Raw genomic sequence first — 16,394 nt, 5'->3', positions numbered from 1 at the left:
AAACACAAGCTTATGTATGAAAAAATAGCTCATATAACAGATTTACATCTGGATGAAGAATACCCATTAAAAAATGGTGTACTAGCAAGAAAACGATTCGACAATATTATAAAAGATATAGAAGATAAGAAGATCACTCGGGTTGTCTGTACTGGAGATATTGGAGAAAACAAAGGGATCTCATATTTCTTTGAACAACTTAAAACTAAAGCCTTGTCAATTACCCTAGGTAACCATGATATGTTTTCTGAAATTTCGAAACATTATAGTAAAGGTGCAGATTATGATTCAGAAAAATTATACAGCAGCACTATAAAAGAGTATTATAAATTCATATACTTAGATTCTTCAGAAGGAGTAATGGATAAGAAACAACTGCTTTGGCTTCAAAAAGAACTTATTTCAGCTAAACCAATTATCATTTTCGTGCATCATCCCATTATTGGTCTAAACCTGAAAGTTGATGAAATTGGAAAACTAAAAAACCGAGAGGATATAATCCCCCTTTTAGAAGATAGCCTCAATGAGATTACTATTTTTTGTGGCCATTATCATATAGAGAGTACTTTAAATCACAAAAACATTACTCAACATATTACTCCCGCAGTTTCTTATCAAATTGAGAAAAACCTAAATACCATAGAAATAAACACTTCTGTCTTTGGGTACAGAATTATTGAAATAGATCAAAACAATATATCTTCAAAAACTCAGCTATTAAGGGATGCAGACTAAAAAACAATCATTTATCGAAAGTTTAGCGAATGTAACTGTTGGTTTTTTTATCACTATGATTTCATTGCATATCATATTTCCAATATTGGGAATAGAAAACAATTCAGGTAAAAATATAATCCTAACCATTTACTTAACTGTTTTAAGTATTTTAAGGAATTATGTCTTGAGAAGATATTTTAATCGAAAACAAACGCGCAATTAGATCTAACCAATTCTTACATCCTCAAAGCACAGCAGAAACCATAACATATAGATACGCAAAGAAATTATATAGGTTTAAATCATAAATTTATAAATATGTTTTACAAATTCACACTATCAAATTACAAAGCCATATATTTATGGCATTAGAATACCCCAATCGCAATGAAAAAACACATCATTTTTATACTCTTTATTTTAATATCAACATCTATTTTTTCACAAGTACCAAAGAAATCAGAATCTGTAGCCGTAAACGGAAAATATATATATTACGAAGTTTATGGTAAAGGCAAACCTTTGTTTCTTTTACACGGCTATACCCTTTCTTCAAAATCATGGCTACCCTATGTTAAAGATTTTGAGAAAGAATATGAAGTATACCTAATTGATTTAACCGGGCATGGAAAATCGGATGCTTTTAAAGAAGATTTATCCATAAAATCGGTTGCCGAAGATCTTAATTCCTTAGTGCAGTATTTGAAACTGAGTAAAATTAAGGCAATTGGATTTAGTTTTGGAGGTGATATTCTTTATCAGCTTGCTTTAACAAACCCACCATTAATAGAGTCAATGATAACAATCGGAGCAGTAGGAACCTGGACGGTCAATGATTTTCCCGAGTATCAGAAAGCTTTTACATTCGAAAACAGAGCCAATTTCCCATGGTTATTAACCAGTCATGGTACAGATGATAAGATAAAAGCCTTAATGAATCAATTTAAGAACTACACGGTCAAGATAACTAATGAAGAATTACAAACCATAAAACCTGAGGTATTAATTATGATTGGCGATGATGATGAAGGTATGGATTTAGAAGAAGTAGCACGTGTTAAGAAAAACCTACCTAAATCTGATCTTTGGATATTGCCAAACGTCGCACATGGTGCTCATGAAGGTGAGACCAAGGGTGAGTTTATAACAAAATCAAAAATCTTTTTATCCAAAAAGTAAAGCTATTATTTAACTCGAATTATTAATGTTACCAAATTTAGATACTACATAAAACTATGGTTTTTCAACAGATTATCAATAAAATGGTAGTACAGCCTAAACGACTTTTTTTAATCGATGGTTTAGGAGCACTACTTTCTGCTTTTTTATTAGGAGTTGTTTTAGTGAGGCTCGAAAGCATTTTTGGAATCCCTGCAAAAGCACTTTACATCCTTGCATTTTTTCCTTGTATTTTTGCGCTTTATGACTTTTATTGCTATCTAAGAGTTAAGAAAAACCAGAAGTATTTCTTAACTGCTATTGCTTTGATGAATCTTATATATTGCTTTATCTCAATAGGAGTAGCGTTTCAACATCATCAAAAAATAACTGCTTTTGGTTGGACATATATTATATTAGAAATCACTATTATAATTATATTGATACGTATTGAATTAAAAACAGCATCTAAACTAGCTTCCAAGTAGTATTCTCAATTTGATTGTAAGAATCGAAAACTCTTTTAGTATCTATATGTTGATCATACAACAGCTTCTGTTTCTACCTTCTTATTTCGTAATCCCATAATCAATAACCATAGACATAGTGACATCTCTCCCAGATCGGCAGGTGTAGTAATGTTCTGTAATAGTACTGATTGGGTATCCGGGAAAAGGAAATATCTAATCACATCGATCTGATCACCAATACATCCAAGCATCAACAACACTCCAATAATCTTTGGAGCAAGACTCGATTTAAAAATCATATACCCAAGTGGTAACAGATACAATCCATAAAATACCTGTGAAATAAAATAACCATTAGTGTGCAGTTTTAGAAAGAATGTAACCAAACCATTTATCTGATCAATAGTAAATCCAACCATATAATCAGCTCCACTAGTTAACAACAATGGTGCTATCATTGCAAGCATTGTAACACATAATATCGCAACAGAGATCATAACCGACAACACCATAAGTTTAGATAGGTTTTTATTAACGTGTTTAAACACTCTTTCCAAGACTAATGGGTAGAAGAAAAAAGCAAGGATCATCACCAAATCACTAACAATTCCTAAACGGTATAGCCAACCATTATTAGCGATATTGGCTGCAGTTGCAACGGGGTCATCGGTCACAAAAATCTTCTGGCGAACAAAAAACTCTGCAAACACGCCAGCTCCAATGATGATAAGAAATACTACCCCTGCAATTCTTCCTATTTTTTGATTTGAATTCATTTCGATTCGTTTTTTGATGTATAATTGTCGACGATCCATTACAGATTTTGTTACAATAGCATCTCGCAATATACTGTGATATAGTGTTTCGATAGGCTCAGAGCAGACTTATCGAAGTACTTTTTTTATATGCTACACTTCAAAAAAAGTACTTGATATAATGATTACACTTATGACAAATGAGATATAAGTTTAAGATATTTTTATAGTTGTTATACATATCGCTTTGCTATAATCTTTATTATTTTTGATTAGCTATAAGAAACCATACCAACATTAACTACAAAACACAAATGATCATGATCCAAAAAACAATATTAGCCGTTTTAGTAACCCTTTTTAGTTATACTGCATTTGCTACTCCTACCAAAGTCATGGTAAGAGCAAAAGATGCCAAATTTATCGGTAACTCTATCGGAGGTGCTTATATAATTATACGTAATCAGCTTACAGGTGAGATTCTTTCTCAAGGTAAAACCAGTGGTGGTACAGGAAATACAGTCCTGATCATGAAAACACCGCGAAAAAGAAATGTAAGGATCACAGACGATAAGACCTCTGGATTTCTAGCAGAATTAGATATATCAGAACCTGTTTTTGTAACCATAGAGGTATTTGCTCCTGTAAATAAAAAGCAAGCTACAGTAAACGCATCAACAGCATTATGGATAATTCCTGGAAAAGATATTTTGGGAGACGGAATTGTAATCGAGATTCCAGGTTTTGTAGTTGACATTTTGACTCCAAGAACACATCAGTTTATCTCATTAAAAACTCTTGACAAAAAAAGTATTGCCGTGCAATCTAATATTGTAATGATGTGTGGTTGTACTATTAGTGATGGTGGCCTTTGGGATGCCAATCTAATAGAAGTAAAAGGAATCCTAAAAAAAGACGGTGCCAAAATTGATGAAATAAATCTTATGGTCAATTCACCCAACCTGTTTGAAGGTACAATCAATATAGATACTACAGGAAGTTATGAGCTTGTCGTATATGCTTATCACCCGACAACCGGAAATACAGGGGTTGATAAAGTAAACTATATTATAACTCCATAATGTATCCCTAGGCTTTTTAATTTTGAATGTGATACTTTGTGTTCTATATAAATTATTTTGAAACTACTTTAAATCGTAAAACTGTTTTTAGTTTTACGATAGGTACTTTTCTAAAATCAGACAGGTAAATTTCTCTATGTACTTTAGATGGCCTATAGAGATTTTCTTTATCGGCAAATTCTTCCATTATCTTAAAACTTTCGGGTTCGTTGTCATAACTTCCCAGATGCATCATTTGAATACACTTACCTTCTGTTATTTTCTCAAATTTTACTTTTTCTAATAACACATGAGGCTTCTTTTTCTTTGTCTGGTCAATCATGTGTCTCGCTAATTCATCATCGATAAAGTCAGGCTGCCTGATCATTAATTTAAAAACCAGGTCATCTTTATTAATAGTACCTTTATATGCTTTCTTTGCTTCTTCAGTAATATCCCAAACACCTTCTAGCGGGTAAACGGTATAATCAAAATATCCTTTGGGTACAGTTCCTTTTTTTAATCCCATTTTTATCCCATATGAAACCGCATACAGTACACCAATATGCTCTGAAAAGAATTCACTATTAGGATTACCCTCTCCTTCGATAGTAAGAAACTTGTATTCGGGAATTTCAATGATTTCGGGTGTGTTTTTGGGTAGATACACTCCTTTTTCTTTTTTTCTCCATTCATGCTTCATAACGTATCCTCTTTTAGTATATCATTTACACTTCGAATTAACCGTAATTGGTAATATCCTATTCTTATAAAACAAAAGTAAAGTGTAATGATGACAACCCTATGTCAACAGTATTTATATACATGATTGTATTTCATGCTTTCTTTTCTATGGCTTTTTCAAGGATTGATTCAATAAACTCCTTTGCCATAGTCTCTTTCAGTTTTGCATATACTTTTTGATCTTGGTTTGCTTTTTTGGCGATTTCGAGTTTAATTTTTTGATACGCTTCTCTTTCGTTTGTATTCTTTATCAAATAATCTCTAAACAGTATATGTCTTTGCAATTCTTTACTATGAATCGGACAAACATAAAGGTGATGTGTGATGAAATCTAATATTTGATGTTTCTTATTCGAATTTTCACGCTTAAAAGCTTCTCTTTCTTTTATCCCCTGGTCTCCATTGTGATAATACCCCAGTTTTTCTAATCCCTCTTTTATTGTTTCAAAAGCCACGTTTTTACCGTAGACAATATCGATATCAATAATAGGTTTTGCAGCTAAGTCCTTAACTGCTGTACTTCCGACATGTTCGATTGTTATTTCTGTATCCCAAAGCGTCTCTTTTATCACTTCTTTGATACTATTAAAATCTTGTGTCCAACCTGGTTGATAGTTTTGTATCAGCATTTCTTTTTTATTGTTCATAATGCACTGCTAAAATACCAGAACAAAATACTATCGAATTCATGAAAAATACTTATTCCTTTTTGTCTGAAACAAATAATACTCTAAACGGTTTTCGCTTTAGCCATTTTTTTGCTCCTTTTTTTACATCTTCTCTGGTTAGTTGCAATTGTTTTTCAAGCCTCTTAACATAAAACCCCGGGTTTCCTGTAAACAAAAAGCTTTCTCCTAACAGTTCTGTCCTACTCCATTGAAAACCTAATCGTTGTTGCATTTCTTTTATGTCATTAACTTCATTTTGTTTGGCATCTTTTAGTTCTGCTTCTGTAACTCCAGTTTCTATAAATTCGTTTACTTTATCCAAAACAAGGTTTTCTATTTGTGTACTATCTTTTACAGCAGCAAAAGTAGTGCGTATTGCGAACTGCCCTGCATACTCATACATATCTGTAGAAACCGAAGTTTTTATAAAGGATTCTGGAAAACGACTTTTGTCTTTAAGACGAATATCGAGTATGCTTGCTATAAGTTTTAAAGTACTATCATCTATGGATCCCCATTTGGGTACTGCCCAGGAGAATACCATTGTTTGTATAGTATTCTTAGGGTGAGGAGCTTTCATTGTTATATTTGCTTCTACATGCTTTGTGGGTTTAATAATCTTGTGATCTTTTTCTTTTGACGGAAGGTTTCTGAAATATGTCTCTATTTGTTTTTTAGCTTCTTCAACATCAAAATTACCGACTAGAAAGAGAACTGTATTATCTGCATATACAATTTTGTTATACCGTTCTTTAAACTCTTTTAGTTTAAAGTTCTTGTTATTTTCGATTAACCCATATCCACTACTACCGTAAGGATGGTTTTTTCCAAAAGTGCCTTTATAAATCGCCATCCCTCCTGGTGCGCTCCATTGTGGATTTTTGGCATTTCTGTCTATTTCAGATAGTACTCTTTTTCTCTGAAATTCTATTCGCTTTTCTGTAATACGATCAGTGCCAGCCATTAATCGTCCGGCTGCCATTTCTAAAGCAGGGCCTACTCCTTTTGGCTTTACTTTTACATAAAACCGGGTATAATCTTTTTTAACCTGTGCATTACTCCCTGTTCTATAGGTTTTCAATTGAGCACGTTTAAGACTATCCATTATACCAAACGGCATCATATGTTCAAAAAAATGGGCAAAACCATACTGACTAGGTTTATCCATGCTAATTCCCTTACGAAGCCAAAATTCTACAGAAACATCTTCGACATTAGAATCGGGTTGTAATATAACATCAAGCCCGTTTTTTAAGGTATACTGTTCATAGTTTAATAACAGTGTATCCGTTTGACCATATGAACTTAAGACAATGACAACATGAAAGAGTAATGAACAAAAAAATACTACTTTAGATCGTTTTTTTGACATAATTGAAAGTTTTATATATAGATTAAAAACTTTCAATTATGTTACACCAGTCAGATAATGGTTTAATACCACTGCCCTACTACTTTCGAAATTTCAGCTTTTGCATTTGAAATAATGGTATCTACTTTTTCTGGGTATTGAGCTACTCCAAAAGCAGAAATTTGCTCAGAAGGAATCCCTATAAATTCAAAATTTCTTTTAATAGTTGGAGAAAAGTATTCATGAGTCGTTTCTTCTGAGTAATCACCCCCAGCCACTGCTAATATTAATGCTTTTTTTTCTTCACAAAGCCCTTTAAAACTACCATCTTCGGTAATTTCAAATGTTTTATCAGTAACTACTATAGTATCTACCCAGGCTTTTACTGTAGCTGGCAAAGAGAAATTATACATAGGAGAAGCCAATACAATATGATCCGCATCTAATACGTGTTGTATTAATTGAAAATGATTAGAAAGTCTTTTCTTTTCTTCGTCTGTGTATTCTGGTTGCCCTCCATATAATATCAAATTTAGATTATCGCCAAGTAATAAATCTGGTGGAGAAGCCACTAAATCTAAAAATGTAATTTCTGTTTTACCATCGGCTAGTTTAATAAATTCATCCACCAATTGCTTTGTATAAGAACCCTTTCTTGGTGCGTAGCTTACTACTAATGTTTTTTTCATTGTATGTTTTTTATATCGTGTTTACTTATCAGTCCAAACTGCTAGTTTATTTCCGCTAGGGTCAATAAATTCAAATCGACTTCCCCCAGGAAAGGAAAATACTTCCTTAGATATTTTTCCACCATTTTTTTGTACATTTTCTAAAGCATGTGATAAGTCATCATGATATAAAACGACTAGAGTACCTCCTGTACTAATTTTTTCTACTTTGGCAAATCCTCCATCAATTCCCGCTTGGTGGAAGTCACAATACTGATCTCCATAATCTGTAAAAGTCCAACCAAAAGTGTTGCCGTAGAATTTTTTGACTTCATTTAAATCTAATGCCTGTAATTCTATAAAGTTGATTTTATTATTTTTCATTTCTACTTCTATTTATTTTGAAGTAAAAATAAAGTGAAGGAATGACAACCCTATGTCAGCATACATTCTGATTTGAAAATTTTATTACGTTACTTAAAAATATTTTTTTTAGATCTTAAAAGTCGTTCAGGATAAAAAACAAGTTGTATTAAATTGTATTCTAATTGGTTGAAATTAAATTTTTTCCCATCTACCTTGAAGGAAGAGAAGGGATACCAACGTAAATTTGTTCTTAAAATTAAAAACTCCTCAGATTTTCCCGGAACGATATCCCATCCGATAGTGATACCGGGTTCAATTTTATTAAATGTTAGTTTTTTGTTTCCTTCATCTGTAATTTCTGAATATTCGATATGATCATAGGCTACATTTAAACCGATAAAGGGGGCAAAACCAGTATAGTCGGTTAAAAATTTGGCTGTTTCTAATGCTACAGAAGTTTTTTTAATAGTTTGCCTGGTTCCATACGCTTGTTGTTCAAATTTTGGATTTCTGAATGATATTGCGGTAAACATATTAGCTGTATTGAATTGATATCCCAAGGCAATATCAAAATAACCGCCAGATGCCTGCTTTTTATTTAGATAAGGATATTCGCTATTGTTGTATTCAGATTCTGCAAGAGAAAAAGAAACAGAGGGCCCGATAGCAGCAAAAAAATCACCAAAACTTGAAGCATTTAAGCCCAGGCTCGAAACTTCTGGATAGCTATTCCATCTTTCATTTATAGTAGGGTCTCCATTACTTTTAGTAAGATCCATAGCATAGAGTAACCCTAGTTGTACACTAAAATTTGGAGTTTTAATTTTTTGGAATTTGGTTTTGGAGATGGGATAATTCCATGTATTATCCGGATAATAATTAACACCAAGTCTAGCTGCAAAATTTTTATACCCATACAATATTCCAGCATCAGCAGTCCATGTAAAGTTTTTCTCAAGTTTAGGCTGATCTTCATCTGGTTTCACAACCTGTTTAAAATCTAACGCAGACCAACCAATACCAACATAAGGTCTGAGTTTCTTTTCTTGATATGCCCAAGGCAAAAAACGTGCTCCCGTAACTGTATAATGTGTAAATTCTACATCTGTTTCGTCATTCGATTTAAGACTAAATTGTTTTAAAGGAAAGGATACATAGAGTTCTGCATGCCCCCAGAAATGAAAACCACCCCAATACAAGGTTGTATTTAAAGTTTCTGGATGTTTAAAGCTAATAAGTTCATTTCCCGAAAGTCGTTTCCCTGTAAATGATGGGAGTAAATTCCCTCCCAATTCAAAATAGGTTTTGGCAAAATCTAATCTTTTTTTATCTGTAGCAGGTAGTGTATCTCTTTGCGCCGATACATTAAGTGAATAGAACAGGACGAAAGCCACTAGAAAAATTTGTCTCATGTTTTAGTATTATGTTTATGAAAATAATACCGCAAAAATGGATAACAAACGAGACGGTGGCAATAGGGAATTTGTATTAAAAAGCGAGTTATTCTAAATATCATACAAAAGTATGATACTTGTTTTAGATATAAAAAATAAGGTTATCTAGCTAGACAGCAACGAAATAAGTTCTATCCTGTTATTTATCTTGCATTTTCTGTAAATATTGGAAACGTGTGTTTTTACAGTAGGAATTGATATAAATAGCTGCTCTGATATTTTTTTATATGTATTTCCCTTAATAAGAAGTAAGGCGATTTCCTTTTCTCTATTGGTCAAGGAATAATTAATTAGGTTTTGCTCTTTCACCGTATTTTTAGGTTTAAAAAGAGACAGTCGTTCTATATCACTCCATAATTTGCTTCCTGCGAGTACAATAAAAATCAATGGAAGTGTAAACCCAATTTTTGTGTTTATACCATTTAGGTCTACAACATAATTGGTTAGTAAAGAAAGTGGAATCAGAATAAGAACGGCAATAGCAATATATCGCTCCATTTTTTCACGATGTACAATGTTTACTTTAGGTTTGGTTATTCTTATCAGAATCATAGACATAACGACCGAAATTCCTAAAAACAGTGCTACTACATATTGTAAAAAATTCAATATTTTAATAAAGTGTCCTGAAATAATGAGTAAGGTTAACATCACCGAAAAAGCTATTAGCAACTTTTTGAAAATAGGTTTTATAGTATGACGCCTCTCTTCTAGAATATGCAAAGGGGTAGTAAGTGCAACCAATATCATCGCTAATAAAATAAAAATATTAGTACTGTCTGAATTAAAAGGTTTAAAAAAATAGGTAATCGTTAACGCTACAATTAGTAAAAGCAATGAAATCGTAAAGTATATAGTTTCAAGCGTTTCAATATTTTTTGTATAGCAAATTACTTCCAAAAATAATGCGATGATAATTAGGGAATATGCCAAAATCAACAATATGATTTCTAATACCTCCATTCACTATATATTTTAGACATAGATACTTTTATCATTCAAAAAAGCTAACCTTCTCTGATTACATTCAGATTATTGGTATACAAATCTAACAGATTTTTTGATAGATCGTATATTATTTATTGCTCCCTGGTGAGTGATGTATTAGTATTCTATATAATGGGGTTATGCCTTCCGTTATGATTTAAGATCAATTTCTTTTAGGTTTTCAATCTTGTTTCTCGAAAGAAAATCATCTATGGTTTCAAAATGCTCAATTACTCTTTTGTCTTTAAACTCAAATACTTTTTGCGACAAACCTTGTAAAAAATCACGATCATGAGAAACCAAAATCAAGGTACCATCAAAATTTAGTAAAGCTTCTTTTAGTACATCTTTTGATTTTAAGTCCAAATGATTGGTAGGCTCATCGAGAATTAAAAGATTAACAGGTTCTAAAAGCAATTTAACCATTGCCAGTCGTGTTCGTTCTCCACCTGAAAGGACACTTACTTTTTTATCGATATCATCGCCACCAAACATAAACTGTCCTAAAATATTTTTGATCTGTGTTCGTACTTCTCCTTCTGCTACCTCATCAACTGTCTGAAATACGGTAAGATTCTGATCCAATAATGCCGCTTGGTTTTGTGCAAAATATCCTACCTTAACATTATGCCCCAGGTCACAAGTTCCCTCATACTCAATCTCTCCTATAATCGCTTTGATCATAGTAGATTTACCTTCGCCATTACGTCCTACAAATGACACTTTTTCTCCTCTGGAAATCGATAAATTTGCATTTTCAAACACTACATGCTCATCATAGTTTTTTGATAAATCTTTTGCTATTACGGGATAATCTCCCGATCGAACTGATGCGGGGAATCTGAGTTTTAAAGATGAAGTATCGATCTCATCAATTTCGATAATCTGTAACTTCTCTAACATGCGTTCCCGCGAATTTACCTGATTGGTTTTTGAGTACGTACCTTTAAATCGTTCGATAAATGTTTTGGTATCTGCAATAAATTTTTGTTGCTCCTGGTATGCTTTTATTTGATTCGCCCTTCTTTCTTCCCGTAGTTGCAGATAATGTGAATAATTTGCCTTATAGTCATAGATTCTTCCCATTGTCACCTCTATAGTCCTATTGGTGATTGTATCGATAAACGTTTTATCATGAGAGATAACGATAACTGCCTTGGCTTTATTAATCAAAAAGTCCTCTAGCCAAATTACAGATTCTATATCTACATGATTGGTTGGCTCATCCAAAAGGATTAGGTCTGGTTTCTGTAATAAGATTTTGGCAAGCTCTATACGCATTCTCCACCCACCGCTAAACTCACTGGTTGGTCGTGTAAAATCTTCTCTCTTAAACCCGAGTCCTTTTAGCGCTTTCTCTACTTCGGCATCATAATTTACCTCTTCTACAGCATAAAACTTCTCTCCCAGATCGGTTACTTTTTCGATAATTGCCATATACTCGCTGGATTCATAATCAGTACGAGTTTCGAGTTCTTTATTTAATCGATCCATCTCTTCCTGCATCCCCAAAATATCGCCAAAAGCTTTTAATGCTTCTTCAAATACAGTACAGTCATCATCTGTTAATAGATGTTGTGGTAAATATGCAATCACTGCTTCTTTGGGACACCTAACATGCCCTCTGTTTGCTTTCTGTGCCCCAGCAATAATCTTCATCATAGTGGATTTACCTGCACCATTCTTACCCATTAAGGCAATTTTATCATTTTCATTAATAACAAAAGAAACATTACTAAATAATGTTTCGCCACTAAACTCTACAGCAATTCCATCTACAGAAATCATATCTTTCTAATTTAAGAATGCAAAACTAAAAAAAAGCAGGTCATCAAAAAGGAATCTGATTATATTTTGAATATATATTGTATTCCAAAAAATTACTACCTTGAAAACATAATTTTATCAAGGTGTTTTTTTATGTCTGACAAACCCGAATTATACTTTAAAAATGATCAGGAATGGCGTTCCTGGCTTCATGAGAATCACAACCAATCTCAAGGAGTATACCTTATACTTTACAAAGTAGAAAGCAAACAACCTAGTATGCGATGGGAAGAAGCTGTAAAAGTAGCATTATGTTACGGTTGGATAGATTCTACCGTAAAAAGGCTAGATGATCAGCGTCGTAGGCAATATTTCTGCCCTCGTAGGTCCAAAAGTGTTTGGAGTAAAGTCAATAAAACTCATATCACAGATCTTATTAAAAATGATCTTATGCATCATAGTGGTTTGATGAGTATCGAAGTAGCTAAAAAGAATGGTTCATGGATTGCTCTTGATGATGTAGAAAATGGGATCATTCCCAAAGATTTACAGCATGCATTTAATCAAAACCCTCTAGCTTTTGAAAACTACCAAAACTTTGCACAAGGTTACCGTAAGAGCTACCTCTACTGGATTTATCAAGCCAAACGACAGGAAACCCGTGATAAACGTATTGTAGAAATCATTAAATTCTGTGAAGCGAATATCAAGTCCCGGGATAATTGGTGAGAAAATTTTATAAATAGTGTAAAAGCACTTCATTAAATAAAAAGAAAAAAACTATTCATAAGTGATAATTTATTTAACATCAATATATTCCAAAATTAACATCTTTCTCCCTTAACACCACTTTAAGATATTTTGTGTGATAAATCCTTATTTTCGGATCATATAAATCACTCATCATGCACAAGCACATTATTACCACTCTGATTATCGGGGTATTCTTAATCTTCAATACTCAAGCTCAAAAAAACAAGAAAGATAAAAAGGAAGAAGAAAAATGGGATGTTTCTAATCCCAAAGGGGAATTTAATTATAAAGATCATACGTTTACAACGGATCAGGGAACCTGGATGAATCTGGATGTTAGCCCTGATGGCAATACTATTGTTTTTGACCTATTGGGAGATATCTATAGTATCCCTGTTTCTGGCGGAAAAGCTAAAGTATTACGGACAGGAATTCCATTTGAGGTACAACCTCGTTTTAGTCCTGATGGTAAAAAAATCTCTTTCACCAGTGATGCCGGTGGAGGTGATAATATTTGGGTAATGAATAGTGATGGTAGTCATCCTAAACAAATTACTAAAGAAAAGTTTAGATTATTAAACAATGCTTCCTGGATGCCTGATGGCAATTATCTGGTTGCAAGAAAACACTTTACCTCTCAGCGTTCTCTGGGTGCTGGTGAAATGTGGCAGTATCATATCACAGGAGGCTCTGGGTTACAGTTAACCAAAAGAAAAAATGACCAACAGGATGTTAATGAACCTAATATTTCTCCAGATGGTAAATATATGTACTATGCCGAAGATATGTATCCCGGTGGTTTTTTTCAGTATAATAAAGATCCAAACAAACAGATCTATGCCATTAAAAGATATGAATTCGAAACCGGAAAAACAGTTACTGTTACTGGTGGACCAGGAGGAGCAGCACGACCACAAGTATCCAGAGATGGTAAAAAACTTGCTTTTGTAAAAAGGGTTCGTACCAAAACGGTATTGTATATTCATAATCTGGAAACTGGTGAAGAATGGCCAATCCATGATAAATTAAATAAAGATCAGCAAGAAGCCTGGGCTATTTTTGGGATATATCCCAATTTTAGCTGGATGCCTAATAACAACGAAGTTATATTCTGGGCTGGTGGAAAAATCAATAAAATTAATGTAGAGAATCAACAAGTAACCAATATTCCGTTTACAGTAGATGCTACCATCAAAATTGCAGAAACCTTGCATTTTAATACTCCTGTTTCTCCCGAAAAGTTTACATCCAAAGTAATTCGCAATGTAGTTACTTCTCCAGATGGTAAAACAGTAGTATTTAGTGCTCTTGGACATTTATGGAGTAAAAGTCTACCCAAAGGGAAACCACAACGCCTTACTACTCAATCTGTCGATTTTGAGTTTGAGCCTAGTTTCTCTAGAGATGGCCAACATATCGTATATGTCACCTGGAATGATGAAAACCTGGGAGCAATACATAAAATTCCTGCTTCAGGCGGTACTTCTACCAAGCTAACCACAAAAAAAGGAATTTATAGAACTCCGGTATTTAATACTGCAAATAATCTGATTACTTTCAGAAAAGAAGATGGAAACAGTGATCAAGGTCTAAGTTTCACCAAAAATACTGGTATTTATACCATGTCATCTTCTGGTAGCAATACTAAACTACTAACAGAAGAAGGAGAGTACCCTATATTTTCTAAAGACGGAAAGCGTATCTTTTATCAAACCGGAGGTACATATTTTGGAAATCTGACTAAAGAGTTAAAATCTGTAGACCTTAATGGAAAAGATAAAAAAACACATATAAAATCTAAATATGCCAACCGATTAGTACCTAGTCCCGATAATAAATGGATTGCTTTTACCAATCTGCACAAAGCATTTATTGCTCCGCTGTTACTTAATGGTAAAGAAATAGACTTGGATAACAACTCTAAAGCTGTACCGGTATCTCAGATTTCTAAAGACGCGGGGATCAATCTTCATTGGTCCAGAGATAGTAAAAAAGTAATATGGACTCTTGGGGATGAGTACTTCTCTAATGAGGTTAAAGATCGCTTTACATTTTTGCCTAACTCTCCAGAAAAAGTAGGAGAAGTAACGGCAACAGGAATCAAAATTGGTTTAGAAGTAAAAACAGATGTGCCGCAAGGTAGAATTGCATTTACCAATGCCAGAATAATTACGATGGAAGGCGATCAGGTTATCGAAGAAGGAACTATCATTATTAAAGATAACCGTATTGAAAAAATTGGAACTACTTCTGAAGTACCTGTACCTGGCGATGCTAAAGTATATGATATAAAAGGTAAGACAATTATGCCTGGTATTGTAGATGCACACGCACATGTGGGAGGATTTAGATACGGTCTAACGACTCAAAAACATTGGCAATTATATGCCAATCTAGCTTTTGGAGTGACCACATCTCACGACCCTTCTGCTAATACTGAATCTATTTTTACCATGTCTGAAATGATTAAAAGTGGTGAGATGGTAGGGCCTCGCCTCTACTCTACGGGAATTATCCTATACGGAGCAGATGGAGACTTTAAAGCAGTAGTCAATAAGCTGGAAGATGCTCGATCTTCTATCAGAAGAACCAAAGCATTTGGTGCTAAATCCGTTAAGAGTTATAATCAACCTCGTAGAGATCAGCGTCAGCAAGTGATACAGGCAGCAAGAGAACTTCAAATCAACGTAGTTCCCGAAGGAGGATCAACTTTTTATCATAATATGAGTATGATCATGGATGGTCATACAGGAGTTGAACATAATATTCCCGTTGCTCCTGTGTATAAAGATGTAAATGAACTTTGGAAAACCAGTAATTCAGGATATACTCCTACACTAATTGTAAATTACGGTGGGATGAATGGAGAATACTATTTCTACCAAAAAGATAAGGTCTGGGAAAATGAAAAATTGCTTAAATATACCCCGAGAGCTATAATCGATGCTCGCGCAAGACATAGAACTATGGTTCCTGAAGAAGAATATGAAAATGGACATATTCTGGTTTCAAAAACATGTAAAGCACTAACCGATGCAGGAGTTAAAGTAAACCTGGGAGCGCATGGACAATTACAAGGTCTGGGAGCACATTGGGAGTTATGGTTGCTTCAACAAGGAGGAATGACCAATATGGAAGCATTAAGAGCAGCAACACTAAATGGTGCAGAATATATTGGTGCAGGAAATGATATTGGTTCATTAAAAGAAGGAAAACTAGCCGATCTTATCATTCTCGATAAAAATCCTTTAGAAAATATCAGAAACACAGAAACTGTAAAATATACTATGGTAAACGGACGATTATATGATACCGATACCATGAATGAGATTGGTAATACAACCAAAACACGAACTAAATTCTGGTGGGAGAATGCTAATTATAGCCAAGCTTTCCCATGGCATAAAGAAGCACAAAGTTTTATGAAACCAGGATGTGGATGTCATTTAGGACATAATTAGATCTATGGTTCTTG

At 33.7% G+C, this 16,394-nt stretch carries 16 protein-coding genes; 7 read left to right on the top strand and 9 right to left on the bottom strand.

The features are described 5' to 3' along the window. The first annotated feature begins 12 nt into the window (after positions 1–12). The 4 genes from Z054_RS0115375 (at position 13) to Z054_RS0115365 (ending at position 2,363) form a co-directional block, all read left to right on the top strand. The gene (locus tag Z054_RS0115375) at positions 13–735 is read left to right on the top strand and encodes a metallophosphoesterase family protein (RefSeq protein WP_024770941.1); all 723 of its coding nucleotides are present in this window, start codon (positions 13–15) and stop codon (positions 733–735) included. Further along, positions 725–940 carry a DUF7220 family protein gene (locus Z054_RS32850; RefSeq protein WP_035092188.1) on the top strand — a complete coding sequence of 72 codons (216 nt, stop codon included), beginning with the start codon at positions 725–727 and terminating at the stop codon, positions 938–940. Before Z054_RS0115375 ends, Z054_RS32850 begins: the two co-directional genes overlap by 11 nt. 164 nt (positions 941–1,104) lie before the next feature. Beyond that, positions 1,105–1,896 (top strand): alpha/beta fold hydrolase, encoded by a 792-nt coding sequence (locus Z054_RS0115370; protein WP_024770940.1) that lies wholly within the window; start codon positions 1,105–1,107, stop codon positions 1,894–1,896. 56 nt (positions 1,897–1,952) lie between these two features. After that, positions 1,953–2,363: a hypothetical protein gene (locus Z054_RS0115365; RefSeq protein ID WP_024770939.1), complete on the top strand. Its 411-nt coding sequence runs from the start codon at positions 1,953–1,955 to the stop codon at positions 2,361–2,363. Between the two features lie 53 nt (positions 2,364–2,416). Here the strand turns inward: Z054_RS0115365 and Z054_RS0115360 are convergent, their stop codons facing one another. Then, positions 2,417–3,121 carry a DUF4386 domain-containing protein gene (locus tag Z054_RS0115360; protein WP_035092214.1) on the bottom strand — a complete coding sequence of 235 codons (705 nt, stop codon included), beginning with the start codon at positions 3,119–3,121 and terminating at the stop codon, positions 2,417–2,419. A 299-nt stretch (positions 3,122–3,420) separates the two neighbouring features. On the opposite strand from Z054_RS0115360, the gene Z054_RS0115355 reads away from it, so the two are divergent. Next, the gene (locus Z054_RS0115355; RefSeq protein WP_035092185.1) at positions 3,421–4,182 is read left to right on the top strand and encodes a hypothetical protein; all 762 of its coding nucleotides are present in this window, start codon (positions 3,421–3,423) and stop codon (positions 4,180–4,182) included. Positions 4,183–4,234: 52 nt separating this feature from the next. Here the strand turns inward: Z054_RS0115355 and Z054_RS0115350 are convergent, their stop codons facing one another. The 8 genes from Z054_RS0115350 to Z054_RS0115315 all read right to left on the bottom strand — a co-directional run bounded on the left by Z054_RS0115350 (position 4,235) and on the right by Z054_RS0115315 (position 12,187). Next, positions 4,235–4,864, bottom strand: coding sequence for a GyrI-like domain-containing protein (locus Z054_RS0115350; protein ID WP_024770936.1), 630 nt, complete (start codon positions 4,862–4,864; stop codon positions 4,235–4,237). A 133-nt stretch (positions 4,865–4,997) separates the two neighbouring features. Then, complete coding sequence (locus tag Z054_RS0115345) at positions 4,998–5,552, bottom strand: GrpB family protein (protein ID WP_024770935.1); 555 nt, start codon at positions 5,550–5,552, stop codon at positions 4,998–5,000. Between the two features lie 52 nt (positions 5,553–5,604). Next, a complete protein-coding gene (locus tag Z054_RS0115340) occupies positions 5,605–6,945 on the bottom strand; it encodes a M16 family metallopeptidase (RefSeq protein WP_024770934.1) in 1,341 nt (446 codons plus the stop codon). Positions 6,946–7,007: 62 nt separating this feature from the next. Further along, positions 7,008–7,613: an FMN-dependent NADH-azoreductase gene (locus Z054_RS0115335; protein ID WP_024770933.1), complete on the bottom strand. Its 606-nt coding sequence runs from the start codon at positions 7,611–7,613 to the stop codon at positions 7,008–7,010. Between the two features lie 21 nt (positions 7,614–7,634). Then, entirely contained in the window at positions 7,635–7,976 is a 342-nt protein-coding gene (locus Z054_RS0115330) for a VOC family protein (protein ID WP_024770932.1), read from the bottom strand. A gap of 89 nt (positions 7,977–8,065) precedes the next feature. Then, positions 8,066–9,370, bottom strand: coding sequence for a hypothetical protein (locus Z054_RS0115325; RefSeq protein ID WP_024770931.1), 1,305 nt, complete (start codon positions 9,368–9,370; stop codon positions 8,066–8,068). A 147-nt stretch (positions 9,371–9,517) separates the two neighbouring features. Continuing rightward, on the bottom strand, positions 9,518–10,375 hold the full coding sequence (locus Z054_RS0115320; protein WP_024770930.1) for a response regulator transcription factor: 858 nt from the start codon (positions 10,373–10,375) through the stop codon (positions 9,518–9,520). A gap of 174 nt (positions 10,376–10,549) precedes the next feature. Further along, entirely contained in the window at positions 10,550–12,187 is a 1,638-nt protein-coding gene (locus Z054_RS0115315) for an ABC-F family ATP-binding cassette domain-containing protein (protein ID WP_024770929.1), read from the bottom strand. A gap of 132 nt (positions 12,188–12,319) precedes the next feature. On the opposite strand from Z054_RS0115315, the gene Z054_RS0115310 reads away from it, so the two are divergent. Further along, the gene (locus Z054_RS0115310) at positions 12,320–12,895 is read left to right on the top strand and encodes a YdeI/OmpD-associated family protein (protein ID WP_024770928.1); all 576 of its coding nucleotides are present in this window, start codon (positions 12,320–12,322) and stop codon (positions 12,893–12,895) included. Between the two features lie 176 nt (positions 12,896–13,071). Then, on the top strand, positions 13,072–16,380 hold the full coding sequence (locus tag Z054_RS0115305; RefSeq protein ID WP_024770927.1) for an amidohydrolase family protein: 3,309 nt from the start codon (positions 13,072–13,074) through the stop codon (positions 16,378–16,380). Positions 16,381–16,394: the final 14 nt, after the last annotated feature.

It is taken from the genome of Aquimarina macrocephali JAMB N27 (assembly GCF_000520995.1).
Classification (GTDB): Bacteria; Bacteroidota; Bacteroidia; order Flavobacteriales; family Flavobacteriaceae; genus Aquimarina; species Aquimarina macrocephali.
Note: the sequence above shows the minus strand (reverse complement) of the source record. Positions and strands in the feature narration are given on the sequence as shown.

Excerpts from the sequence above, each read along its gene's own strand:
- Z054_RS0115375 (WP_024770941.1), top strand. The coding sequence starts at position 13 with ATGTATGAAAAAATAGCTCATATAACAGATTTACATCTGGATGAAGAA.
- Z054_RS32850 (WP_035092188.1), top strand. The coding sequence starts at position 725 with ATGCAGACTAAAAAACAATCATTTATCGAAAGTTTAGCGAATGTAACT.
- Z054_RS0115370 (WP_024770940.1), top strand. The coding sequence starts at position 1,105 with ATGAAAAAACACATCATTTTTATACTCTTTATTTTAATATCAACATCT.
- Z054_RS0115365 (WP_024770939.1), top strand. The coding sequence starts at position 1,953 with ATGGTTTTTCAACAGATTATCAATAAAATGGTAGTACAGCCTAAACGA.
- Z054_RS0115360 (WP_035092214.1), bottom strand. The coding sequence starts at position 3,121 with ATGAATTCAAATCAAAAAATAGGAAGAATTGCAGGGGTAGTATTTCTT.
- Z054_RS0115355 (WP_035092185.1), top strand. The coding sequence starts at position 3,421 with ATGATCCAAAAAACAATATTAGCCGTTTTAGTAACCCTTTTTAGTTAT.
- Z054_RS0115350 (WP_024770936.1), bottom strand. The coding sequence starts at position 4,864 with ATGAAGCATGAATGGAGAAAAAAAGAAAAAGGAGTGTATCTACCCAAA.
- Z054_RS0115345 (WP_024770935.1), bottom strand. The coding sequence starts at position 5,552 with ATGAACAATAAAAAAGAAATGCTGATACAAAACTATCAACCAGGTTGG.
- Z054_RS0115340 (WP_024770934.1), bottom strand. The coding sequence starts at position 6,945 with ATGTCAAAAAAACGATCTAAAGTAGTATTTTTTTGTTCATTACTCTTT.
- Z054_RS0115335 (WP_024770933.1), bottom strand. The coding sequence starts at position 7,613 with ATGAAAAAAACATTAGTAGTAAGCTACGCACCAAGAAAGGGTTCTTAT.
- Z054_RS0115330 (WP_024770932.1), bottom strand. The coding sequence starts at position 7,976 with ATGAAAAATAATAAAATCAACTTTATAGAATTACAGGCATTAGATTTA.
- Z054_RS0115325 (WP_024770931.1), bottom strand. The coding sequence starts at position 9,370 with ATGAGACAAATTTTTCTAGTGGCTTTCGTCCTGTTCTATTCACTTAAT.
- Z054_RS0115320 (WP_024770930.1), bottom strand. The coding sequence starts at position 10,375 with ATGGAGGTATTAGAAATCATATTGTTGATTTTGGCATATTCCCTAATT.
- Z054_RS0115315 (WP_024770929.1), bottom strand. The coding sequence starts at position 12,187 with ATGATTTCTGTAGATGGAATTGCTGTAGAGTTTAGTGGCGAAACATTA.
- Z054_RS0115310 (WP_024770928.1), top strand. The coding sequence starts at position 12,320 with ATGTCTGACAAACCCGAATTATACTTTAAAAATGATCAGGAATGGCGT.
- Z054_RS0115305 (WP_024770927.1), top strand. The coding sequence starts at position 13,072 with ATGCACAAGCACATTATTACCACTCTGATTATCGGGGTATTCTTAATC.